Genomic DNA, 11,816 nt, shown 5'->3' on the forward strand with positions numbered 1-11,816 from the left:
ATCTCTTTTGTATATACAGTTTTTTTGCCCACGCAAAAACACCTCCGAATAATGTCACAATACTTATCTCAAGTATTGCCATTTTGGAGGTGTTTTATATTGTCTCACTATTTTAGGTTAGTCCAGATCTATGTCCTTATCTCATTTCTTACTTTTTTAGATTCATAATATGTTTACTTAAATATTCCTCTATCTGCATGTATCTCAATATTGGTGATTGCAATGCTTTTGTTTCTTTTTTTGCATATTCCCGCAATTCTTTTAAACAATCTTGGTATGTTTCATTTATAATAAGTTCAAGATTTATCCCGTACTTATCATAAATCATACCTTTTACAATACTTAGTTGATATATTTGACTATTGTCCCGTGTTGTTTTATTATCTTTAACAATTGGTGACCATAACATATAATGTTTTTGATAGTTTGGAAGATACTTTTCGGCATAATCTATGTCTTTACTAAATTTATCAAATAATTTCTGTATATTATTATTCTTATAATCTCTTCCTACATATAGTAACCCTGTAGTTAAATGGGTTGTGGATTCACAAATATACGCTTCATTTATTTTTAAATTAATGCCTACCACATCAATTTCACCTTGAACATCTTTTGTATAAAGATTTTTTTGAACAAAATCACAATCTTTTATGTATTCCAAATATGACGCAACGATTTCTTCCCCTATATTCATAGATACCCCCGTAATACTCTTTTATTCTAAACGATACAAAAATTTTCTACGCCGCATGTGGAAGATATCTATAGAAAATCAATACTTTTAATCTCCAAAACAATATTCGTATTTCTTATTGATCTTCTCGGCAATAATCTTTAAGAATGATTCTACTGTCATATGCTCTACATCCCTTGTATACCATGCTAGTTTTGCACCTTTATGTTGACCATCATAGCTCACTTCTATTGGCCAAAATGTATTTGTTGCATATGTATAATCGAAATGAATATAGAGTTCCTTTCCTTTTGGGCATTCTAGAATAACCTTATATACTGGATTTTTTCCTTCTGTATTAAATTTTACCTTTTTGATTTTTGCTAGCATATTGACCACCCTTTCTGTTAATATTAATCACCATCGATGTATTTTCCGCAAATTCAGATGGATGGATAAATTAACCTAGTCATATTATACCATTATCATTATTAGAAATTGTTGAAGCAAGCTCTGATTTGCTCATAATAGAAAAAGGACAAGGTATCCCCTGCCCAACATACGCTTATACTTTTCCGTTTAACCTCTACTCATTTTTTCCTTAGTCTTTTCAAAAAAAGTATTCACCCGCTTCCCAATAGCCTCCTCTGAAATGGTCAAAAGCTTACCATCACCGACAATCTGCTTCCCTTTCACATACACATCCTTGATAGCATTTGGCTGCATCGAATAGACAATATTTGCAATTAAATTAGTTTTTGGTAATAATGACAAATCATTCGTATCAATCGCCACAAAATCAGCTTGCATTCCCTGTTCTAATTTTCCGATTGGTAAACGCAGGATTTCTCCAGCATTTTTTGTGCCCATATCAAATACTTGCTGGGCATTTACAATCGTTCCATCCAATCTATCAACCTTTTGCAAAATCGAGCACATTCTCATTTCCTCAAAAACAGAAATGCGATTATTGCTACATGCACCATCTGATCCCAATGTAATGTTCACACCTGCCTTCACCAAATCAGGAATCTTTGTAATTCCATCAGCTAGAAACATATTGCTAGATGGACAATAAGCAAGAGAGGTGTTTCTAGAACCAAGGAGGTCTATTTCAGCTTGTTCTAGCCAAACCAAATGAATCGCGATCATTCGCTCATCCACTACTCCTAATGAATCTAAGTAATGGACTGGTCTAAGCCCATATTTCGCTAGCGTCTCTTCCACCTCAAAGGGTTCTTCTGCTACATGAATATGGAACGGTGTGTCAATCTCACAAGCAAGACGATGCCCGGCTTTAATCATTTCCGGAGATGCGGCATGTGGACTATGCGGCGCTGGTTGGATATGGATCATCGAATTGCCTTGATATTTCTTCGCAAGCGCATAGGTTCTGGAAACAGCATCATCAATTGTCTCGATATACGCTTTTGGAGCACCGTCCCAATCATACATTGTTCGTGCTAACACAAGTCTGATCCCAACATCCTTCGCAGCCTGGATAACTGCTTCATCATAGGCTATCCCATTGTTATGCACATAGAAAAAGTCACTGACCGTTGTTACCCCATAGCGGAGCATTTCTCCAAAAGCAAACAAAGCACCAGTGTAAATCGCCTCTTCATCTAAGTAAGGCGTATATTTATATAATGCCTCATCTCGCCATTCCAAAAATGGTCGATCGACCGCAATCCCTCTCAGTAAACTTTGAAACGAATGATTATGCGAATTAACAGTGCCTGGAATAATCGTTTTTCCTTCTAATGAATGAACCATAGCCCCTTTATACTTTCCCTTTAACTGCCCAGTCGGACCTATTTCCTTAATCACTCCATCTTCCACATATAAGCTATATTGTTCTTTAAATGTTCCGTTCGTATAAACACTATCCCCTATAAATAAATTCCCCACCGATTTACCTCCTTAAAGACTATTATCCAATGCCAAAATAGAATGCAGTAAAACATTGCCGACTTTTTCTATGTCCTCCATCCTGCTCTCCTCTTCAGGACAATGACTTTTCCCAGCTAAACTCGGAACAAATAACATACAAGCTTCGGTGATTGATGCCATATGGGCAGCATCATGGCCTGCCATGCTCCCTAATCGGTAAGACGGAAAGCCAAGATTAACCGCCTGCTCCTCACAGCATGCCATTAACTTTTCACCCATCGGTACAGGCGATTGATCAAGCTTTACTAAACGCTTTATCTCCACCTTTCTATGTCTATGAATAATTTGCACCTTCTCTTCCCATTTTCCTAATACATCCTGAATTTTCTCCCTCGTTTGCCCTCTAATTTCTAAAGAGAAGGTTACTTCGCCTGGTATAATATTCGTTGCATTTGGCTGTACGAAAACCTGGCCAATTGTCCCAACAACCTCTTCATCAGGGTAGTTTCGTAAAATATCTTCTAGGGCAAGCGCCATGCTTGCTGCTGCTAAAAATGCATCCACTCTATCCTTCATTAGTGTTGTCCCTGCATGATTCGCATCCCCTCTAACCGTTACTTCTTCACGGTAAATCCCAGTAATACCCGTTACAATTCCAACTGGGATATCACGTTGCAGCAACCTTTTCCCTTGTTCAATATGAACCTCCAAATAAGCGGCAAATTCACGAGGGCTTCTTACTGCATTTGCAAAATTATTTGGATTTCCCCCTGCATCTTGTAAAGCCTCTGTTAATAATCTTCCGTCTGTATCTGCTACACCTATAATATCTTCAGCTGTTAATTTTCCAGTTATCGCTCTACTGCCAAAAGTGGAGAAACCAAATGGGTTAGGCTCCTCTGCGCTGAATGAAACTAGCTCTAATGGATGCATTGTTTTTACGTTATTTTCTTCTAACACACGCATCACTTCCAATGCGAGAATCACTCCAAGCGCTCCATCATAGATGCCGCCATTTGGAACTGAATCAATATGAGAACCAAATGTAAGAACAGGTAATTCTGGATTAGTCCCTTCTTTTCTCCCCCAAATATTTGCTGCTTCATCTACATGGACAGCTAGATTCAAGGAATGAAGCTCCTGCTTTAACCAATTTCTCGCTTCCATTTCAGCGGGAGTAAATGTCGTCCGATCCATCCCTCCATTTGCATTACGACCAATCTCCCCTAAAGCAAACAGCTTCTGTTCTATTCTTTGTTTATTTACATTAAGCATTTTCCCCCTCGCTCCCTCTCGTAATTCTTTCAATCTATGATTAACAACCAAACTCCCCTAACCAAAAGTCAGGAGAGTTTTAGATTGTCATTTCTTAAAAAAACAAACTATAAAAGCAAAAATGCCAGTGGCGTTACAATAATCAGCGTCAGGATTGTTCGCTCAATCCAGATGACAAGTAATTTAGGAATACTTATCGGAATATCTGTTGATAGAATACAAGGAACGAGAGAAGAGAAAAAGATAACGGCTGAAACGGATAACGTACCAATGACGAATCTAGTAATTAATTCCGCCTCTGCTACAAGCCCTGCTGGCAAGAACATTTCTGCAATCTCAACGGCTGATGCTTTTGCAGCTAGCATCGGATCTGGAATTTGCAGGATCCATGTAAATGGATAGAAAATCATTCCGATAATATCAAAAACCGGTGTATATTCCGCTAACACTAAGCCGAGTAACCCAACAGATAATATCGATGGCAAAATAGCCATTGTCATAATAAATCCATCTTTTAAATTACTAACGATATTTTTATAGATTGGTAATGAATGATCAACAGCCTCCATCGCTTGTTTCCATGCATGTTGAAATCGCTTCTCTTTAATGACCTCTTCTGGATTCGCATTTCCTTGATAATACTCCTCACTCATTCTGTTAAGTGGCCATATGCGCACCGTGATAGCTGTTACGGCAAATGTTACAACTAACGTAACCCAGAAATAAATATTCCAAATGTCCATTAAACCTAGTGTTTTCGCCACAACGATCATAAAGGTGGTAGAAACAGTAGAAAACCCTGTTGCAATAATTGTTGCTTCTTTGATATTGTATTTTCCTTCTTTATACACTTTGTTTGTAATCAACAGACCAATCGAATAGCTTCCTACAAAGGATGCAACAGCATCAATCGCAGAACGACCTGGAGTTTTCCAAATAGGGCGCATAACTGGCTGCAAAAGGACTCCAATAAATTCTAATAATCCATACCCAGCTAATAATGCTAAAAACACAGCGCCAATTGGTACAAGCACCCCAACAGGAATCACTAGCTTATCAAATAGGAATGGTCCCATTCCTGGTTCAAAAAACCATGCAGGTCCAACTTTAAAAACATAAAATATCGCAAAAACAAGACCGATGATTTTGAAAAAGGATAAGACGATATTGACCGCATTTTTTTTCCATGATTTATTAACAAATGGATAAATAGCGCCAAATAAGATAATGAGTAATGCATAATATGGTAAGGCCGCTGGAACGGATTGTTGAACATAGGTGACTAGATGATCGAGTGGAATTGTGGAGCTGTCATTGATGGTAATAGGAATAAAAAATGTAAAAATACCGATTAAGCTATAAACAATAAACTTAAAAACTTTTAGACTATTATTTGGGCTTTTTTCTTCTGCAAAAGGGATTTGTTTTTCCGTATTTTCCATGTAAGTTCCTCCATTTTATGATTTTTTATACATATTGCTTTTGGTGGAGAAAAGGCTAGTAATCTCCACCAAATCATTACCACCTTCATTGAAGCTGTTTTTGTATAACGACTGGTATTCCTTTTTTTATCACAGTATCCACATGGTTCATTCCATACTGATAGGATAGGGTTAGGTAATTGGGTACATCGAAAATGGTTATGTCTGCTTGCTTTCCTTTTTCCAAGCTCCCTATTGTGTCAGCACGGCCAATGGCATGTGCTGCATTGATAGTTGTTGCGGTTATAACTTCTTCTGGTGTCATGCCCATTTTCAAGCATCCTAAATTCATAATGAATGGGAGTGATAGGGTTGGCGAGGAACCTGGATTGGCATCTGTTGATAGGGCTACAGCAACTCCTCTATCTATCATTTTTCTTGCCTCTGCAAATTCTGCCATTAGGAAAAATGCGGTACCTGGTAATAAAACAGCTATGACATCACGCTCTGCCATCTGTTCAATCCCTTGACTAGAAGCTCTTAATAAGTGATCTGCAGATATCGCACCTACTTCAGCTGCTAGTTCTGCCCCTCCGTATGGTTCAATTTCATCGGCATGAATTTTCGGAATTAATCCATGTTCCTTCCCAGCTTCTAAAATGCGGCGTGATTGTTCTGGCGTAAACACACCACGCTCACAAAAGACGTCATTAAAAGTTGCTAAGCCTCTACGTGCCACTTCTGGAATCATCTCGTCAATGACTTGATCAACAAATCGTTCTGGATGGTCTTTATCTGCCAGCGGGATAGCATGTGCTCCCATAAAAGTAGAAACGATATCCATGTGATGATTCTGCTGTAGTTTTTTTGCAACCTCGAGTTGTTTTATTTCATGCTCTAGGGACAAGCCATAGCCACTTTTAGCCTCTACTGTTGTCACACCATGGGTTAAAAATTTATCTAATCTAGCTTTTGACTCCGCATATAATTGCTCAAATGATGCTTCCTGTGTCGCCCGAGTGGTGGCATGAATCCCTCCCCCTGCGTTCATAATATCCATATAGGTTTTTCCTTGTAGACGCTTCGCATATTCATTCTCTCTTGTTCCTGCATGGACTAAATGTGTATGGGGATCAATTAAACCAGGGGTTACCGTCTTATTCGTCGCATCTATATGATTTGCAGTCGCAATCAATTCTGAATATTTTGCTTCGATTGCACTTGTTTCTCCAACATCAAGAACCTTGCCATCCTGAACGAGTACTGCTCCATTTTCTATCACTGTAATCTCGCTCATTGCTTGTTTTTTAGCTGGCTTTTCAGAATGACCTTCCACCGTAATTAGTTGTGCTGCATGTTTAATAAACAATAGATCCGTCAAGCATCACACCTCCGCATTTTTTAGCATCGGAATATGGATTCCTTTTTCTTTCGCAGTTTTCACAGCAGATTCATAGCCTGCATCGACATGTCTAACTACTCCCATACCTGGGTCTGTCGTCAATACTCGTTCGATTCGCTTTTCCGCAGCTTTTGTCCCATCTGCAACAATGACCATGCCTGCATGAAGTGAGTAACCCATCCCAACACCGCCACCATGATGAACACTCACCCAGCTAGCGCCACCGACACTATTGATTAATGCATTTAAAATCGGCCAATCTGCTACCGCATCACTACCATCCTTCATTCCTTCTGTTTCACGGTTTGGTGATGCAACAGAGCCAGAGTCTAAATGGTCACGTCCGATAACGATTGGTGCTTTCAATTCTCCACTTGCCACCATATCATTAATGATTTTTCCAAACCTTGCCCGTTCCCCATAGCCAAGCCAGCAAATGCGGGATGGTAAGCCTTGGAAACTGATTTTGTCCTGTGCCATTTTGATCCACTTACATAAAGATTCATTGTCGCTAAATTCCCTTAAAATAACCTCATCTGTTTTGTAAATATCTTCCGGATCACCTGATAATGCTACCCAACGAAACGGCCCTTTTCCTTCACAGAATTGAGGACGAATATACGCTGGGACAAAGCCAGGAAAATCAAAGGCATTCTCAACCCCTTCATCTTTTGCAACCTGGCGAATATTGTTTCCATAGTCGAATGTTACTACCCCTTTAGCTTGCATATCTAACATTGCCTGCACATGTGTTGCAATACTTTTTTTCGCTAATATGGTGTACGTTTCTGGATTGGTATTTCTTAATTCTGCTGCTTCTTCAAGCGACATTTGTGCAGGTACATAGCCGTTCAACGGATCATGGGAAGAGGTTTGATCTGTTAGTACCTCTGGAATAAATCCTCTCTCCAACATTTGAGGTAAAATTTCAGCAGCATTTCCGAGTAAGCCAATCGAAAGAGCACGACCTTTTTGCTTTGCCTCTTTTGCCAAACGGATTGCCTCTTCCAAGCTATCTGTGGAGATATCCAAATATTTCGTTTCTAGTCTGCGATCAATACGATGTTGGTCCACCTCTATCGCAACACACACGCCTTCATTTAAGGTTACTGCTAACGGTTGAGCTCCACCCATTCCGCCAAGACCAGCAGTTAGTGTGATTGTTCCTTTCAGGCTGGATCCAAAATGCTGACGGGCACATTCTGCAAAAGTTTCATAAGTACCTTGAACAATCCCCTGGCTGCCGATGTAAATCCAGCTTCCTGCAGTCATTTGCCCGTACATCATTAATCCTTTTCTATCTAATTCATTGAAGTGGTCCCAATTGGCCCATGCAGGAACAAGATTGGAATTGGCAATTAACACTTTTGGCGCGTCTTTATGTGTTCTAAACACTGCAACTGGCTTTCCTGACTGAACAAGTAATGTTTCGTCCTCCTCCAATTGCTTTAATTCCTTTACAATCGCTTCATAGCATTCCCAGTTACGAGCGGCTTTCCCTATACCTCCATAAACAACTAATTGATCGGGATTTTCTGCTACTTCTGGATTGAGGTTATTATTTAACATCCGTAATGCTGCTTCTGAGATCCAATTTTTCGCGTGTAATGTAGTACCTGTATATTGTTCGACTTGTCTTTTTATTTGTGTCACATGTACCATCCCCCTAAATGATTAAATTTTCTTATAATTTAAACTTTATCAAAATTAATAAATTATAATAGGTAATTAACTTATGAAAAAGGATAGTTATTTACGGGTTATATCTGACAAGCATGATGAAAACGGTTAAATTTATGATAATTATTTTGGATTCGATAAAAGTATTAGATATAGAACATATCTAACTTTTTTAGGAGATATAGTTCGTTTCATTTCTCTCCATTGCAATCTCGATTTTAAATGATGATAAAAACACAAAAAATCCAAGGATTCTCTAGCAATCGATTTCTCAAAAGGAGAATCCTTCGAATATTAAAGTGTTTGCTGCCTGATAAATTCTCTTGGGGATAGTCCTGTTTGTTTTCTAAAGATGCGGCTGAAGTAATTTGGGTTATTAAAGCCGACTAATTTTGCTGTGTTTTGGATTGGTGTATCGGAGGTGCTTAAGATGTCCTTTGCCTTTTGAATACGGATATTTGTCAGGATTTCTCGAAAGCTTCTATTGTTTTTGTTTGTTAATAAATAGCTGAAATAGGATGGACTACGACCGATATGATTTGCTACTTCGACTAACGATAAATCAGAACGATAATAATTTTTTTCCATATAAGTAATCGCTGCTTCCATGATGTCCAGCTTCGGTTTTTCTACTCGTTGATTTTGGATATCAAATAAGTAATCAATAAACAAAATTATTTCCTGGACAATTCGATAAAGAACACTATAATTTAAGATTTTATTAAAAACATCCTTATAATAATTCTCACTGCTGCTATCTTGCAGTCCGCTTTTAATCATAAAGCGACGAACCTGTGCAAGAATACTCGTTAACCTTGTTCGAAGCATACTAGGAGAAGGATAAGGACTTTTCATACTGAAAAATTCTCCGTACATCCATGCCTTAATTTCACTAATTTCCTTTTCATCAAGCATATGGACCCAATCCCGTTGCTGTTCCATCGTTAAAAAAGGATCTCTTTCGACCCAATCGTGAAAATCATTGGCGAGAATTACTTGGCGGTATCCTGTATAAAACGTTACGTTAATTGCTTTTCTTAAGTGATTATATGTCTGGTAGAGAGAATGCTGGTCGCGATGACTAATCGCAATTGCAAGAGGCGCATCATGCTCGATTTCCCATTCTCTTAAGAAACGCTTTGCTTCATTGATTTCATCCTGCAGTTCATGTTGAAAGGCAAGGACAAGATGATCACTCGTTGAAAAAATAACAGGCTTGTAATAAAAATCAAATTCATTACTAAATACTCTTATTTCATCCAATGCATCATTCCATTCACTTTCTATGAGAAATACTGGATATTCATACGGAATCATATCATCAATAAACAGTGCTTCATATTTCGAGTCATATGCTGTTCTCGAGGTATTTTTTTCATCGTTCAAAAGGGGTAATTGCATGCGCATTAATTCTTGAAAGGCTTTCTTGACGAGATTCGGCGTTAATGGTTTTACCAGTAAATCAACTGCTTTGACGGACATCGCCTGCATTGCACGCTCAAATGTAGTTTCAGCTGTAAGAGTAACGACCTTCTTTGCATATCTATTAATATAGGATTGAACCATCTTCCAATGGGTGTCTGGAATCATATCTAATTCAATAAACAAAATATCCGGTAAATCTGTTTCAAGCACTGCTAATACTTCTGCCAGTTCATTTCTTTTTTCCATGATAAAATCTGGGGATGAATATTTTGAAACAAGCCATTCTATTCCATTCACTTCTTGCCTGTCACGATCTGCAATCAAGATTTTAAACATAAAAACCTGCTCCCTTATTCATAATGACTTTGACACTATTATAACAGTAGACAGGCATTAGAATAATGCTATAATTTTCATTCTTAAATCTCTGAATCGATTTCAAATGATTCCTTCAATGCTTTACTTAACTTTTCGATATCATCCGCGAAAATCCGATCCTCCTCAATTGGAGCAACATAGTTTCTTACTTGCTCCACTACCTTTTTCGTAAAAGCTCCCATTCTATCTTTTCCGCGAATTTCCGCAGCTTGAGTCGCACAAATTAATTCAATCGCTAACACTTTTCGTGTATGTTCAATAATTTGATAGGCATGCCTCGCACCAATGGTCCCCATACTAACATGGTCCTCCTGATTTGCAGAAGACGGAATCGAATCCACACTAGCTGGATGGGCAAGAATTTTATTTTCCGACACCAATGAAGCTGCGACATACTGCATAATCATCGCCCCAGATTGCAATCCAGGCTTCGAGCTTAAGAATGCTGGCAAATCATTTAATTGAGGATTAACTAATCGTTCAATCCGCCGCTCCGAAATATTCGCCAATTCTGCCATCGCAATCCCCATAAAGTCCATCGCAAGTGCAATCGGCTGACCATGAAAATTCCCGCCAGAAATAACCTTTTCCCCATCGTTAAAAATTAAAGGATTATCTGTCGCTGCATTCATCTCTATTTCTAGTTTATGTTTCACATACTGCAACGTCTGCCAAGTAGCACCATGCACTTGGGGAATACAACGAAGCGAATAAGCATCCTGAATACGTAGTTCCCCTTGTACCGTTATTAGCTTACTACCAGCAAGATATGCGCGCATTCGCTGAGCGACATCAATTTGTTCTTGATATCCTCTTGCTTGGTGCACGTCATCATCGAATGCATCAATAATTCCCCTTAATCCTTCCATCGTAACTGCGGCAATTTGTTCCGATTGATAGGCTAGCTTCTCCGCTTCTAAGTAAGCAACAGCACCCATAGCAGTCATTGCTTGTGTTCCATTTATCAGTGCTAGCCCTTCCTTTGCGGAAAGCCTGATTGGTTCTATGCCTTCAGCTTGTAAAGCTTCCAATGAAGGTCTTCTTTTTCCTTTATAAAATACTTCTCCTTCTCCGAGAAGTGCTAAGGCAAGATGAGATAAGGGCGCAAGATCGCCGCTTGCTCCAAGGGATCCTTGCTGTGGTATGACGGGATGAATGGCTTTATTGAGAAGTGCTAGTAATCTATCAATAATGAGCGGTCGAACTCCTGAATATCCTTTTAGTAAGGCATTCGCCCTTAGAAGAAGAATAGCTCTTGAAACCACTTCAGCAAAAGGTTCACCTACTCCACAAGCATGGGAATGGATTAAATTGAGCTGTAGTGTTTCTACATCTTCCTTATCAATACGGACGTCGCTTAATTTGCCGAAGCCCGTATTAATGCCATAAACCGTTTTTCCTTGGTTTACGATTTCTTCGACGGCTTTTCGACTGTTTTTTACTTTTGTTAGGCTTTCTTTTGATGGTTGGACGGTTTCGTTGGTGTAGAGGATTTTTTTTAGGGTGGGTAAGGTTAGGTTGTTGCCGGTTAGGGTTAGCAGTATGAGTAAAATGTTTGTGGGAGAATAAATATCCTTTTTGTCTAGTTGGGGGACGATTCCCCCAACTAGACAAAAAGGCCACCAAGCGAGAGCGCGGTAGCTGGAAAAAATTAAGCATTAAAAAA

The 11,816-nt window shown here is 38.9% G+C and carries 10 protein-coding genes; all 10 read right to left on the reverse strand.

The features are described from left to right. Positions 1–148: 148 nt before the first annotated feature. The gene (locus QQZ16_RS20465; protein WP_048719082.1) at positions 149–697 is read right to left on the reverse strand and encodes a hypothetical protein; all 549 of its coding nucleotides are present in this window, start codon (positions 695–697) and stop codon (positions 149–151) included. Positions 698–784: 87 nt separating this feature from the next. Further along, positions 785–1,066 (reverse strand): hypothetical protein, encoded by a 282-nt coding sequence (locus QQZ16_RS20470; RefSeq protein WP_048719080.1) that lies wholly within the window; start codon positions 1,064–1,066, stop codon positions 785–787. Positions 1,067–1,255: 189 nt separating this feature from the next. Then, complete coding sequence (locus QQZ16_RS20475; RefSeq protein WP_048719078.1) at positions 1,256–2,587, reverse strand: amidohydrolase family protein; 1,332 nt, start codon at positions 2,585–2,587, stop codon at positions 1,256–1,258. 12 nt (positions 2,588–2,599) lie between these two features. Then, positions 2,600–3,844, reverse strand: coding sequence for a Zn-dependent hydrolase (locus tag QQZ16_RS20480; RefSeq protein WP_031536451.1), 1,245 nt, complete (start codon positions 3,842–3,844; stop codon positions 2,600–2,602). A gap of 107 nt (positions 3,845–3,951) precedes the next feature. Next, positions 3,952–5,286 carry a YjiH family protein gene (locus QQZ16_RS20485; RefSeq protein ID WP_035416227.1) on the reverse strand — a complete coding sequence of 445 codons (1,335 nt, stop codon included), beginning with the start codon at positions 5,284–5,286 and terminating at the stop codon, positions 3,952–3,954. 85 nt (positions 5,287–5,371) lie between these two features. Then, the gene (gene hutI, locus QQZ16_RS20490) at positions 5,372–6,646 is read right to left on the reverse strand and encodes an imidazolonepropionase (protein ID WP_031536453.1); all 1,275 of its coding nucleotides are present in this window, start codon (positions 6,644–6,646) and stop codon (positions 5,372–5,374) included. Positions 6,647–6,649: 3 nt separating this feature from the next. Beyond that, positions 6,650–8,320 carry a urocanate hydratase gene (gene hutU / locus QQZ16_RS20495; RefSeq protein WP_231512526.1) on the reverse strand — a complete coding sequence of 557 codons (1,671 nt, stop codon included), beginning with the start codon at positions 8,318–8,320 and terminating at the stop codon, positions 6,650–6,652. A 321-nt stretch (positions 8,321–8,641) separates the two neighbouring features. Then, entirely contained in the window at positions 8,642–10,108 is a 1,467-nt protein-coding gene (locus QQZ16_RS20500; protein WP_031536455.1) for a helix-turn-helix domain-containing protein, read from the reverse strand. Positions 10,109–10,191: 83 nt separating this feature from the next. Then, complete coding sequence (gene hutH, locus QQZ16_RS20505; protein ID WP_284561729.1) at positions 10,192–11,643, reverse strand: histidine ammonia-lyase; 1,452 nt, start codon at positions 11,641–11,643, stop codon at positions 10,192–10,194. Further along, positions 11,528–11,816: hypothetical protein (locus QQZ16_RS20510; RefSeq protein ID WP_284561728.1), on the reverse strand; the 289-nt coding region annotated here is incomplete at its 5' end. The genes QQZ16_RS20510 and hutH, both read right to left, overlap by 116 nt.

The organism is Bacillus sp. T2.9-1, assembly GCF_950097965.1.
Classification (GTDB): Bacteria; Bacillota; Bacilli; order Bacillales; family Cytobacillaceae; genus Niallia; species Niallia hominis.

Coding starts and splice junctions, on each gene's coding strand:
- QQZ16_RS20465 (WP_048719082.1), bottom strand. CDS start 697: ATGAATATAGGGGAAGAAATCGTTGCGTCATATTTGGAATACATAAAA.
- QQZ16_RS20470 (WP_048719080.1), bottom strand. CDS start 1,066: ATGCTAGCAAAAATCAAAAAGGTAAAATTTAATACAGAAGGAAAAAAT.
- QQZ16_RS20480 (WP_031536451.1), bottom strand. CDS start 3,844: ATGCTTAATGTAAATAAACAAAGAATAGAACAGAAGCTGTTTGCTTTA.
- QQZ16_RS20485 (WP_035416227.1), bottom strand. CDS start 5,286: ATGGAAAATACGGAAAAACAAATCCCTTTTGCAGAAGAAAAAAGCCCA.
- QQZ16_RS20500 (WP_031536455.1), bottom strand. CDS start 10,108: ATGTTTAAAATCTTGATTGCAGATCGTGACAGGCAAGAAGTGAATGGA.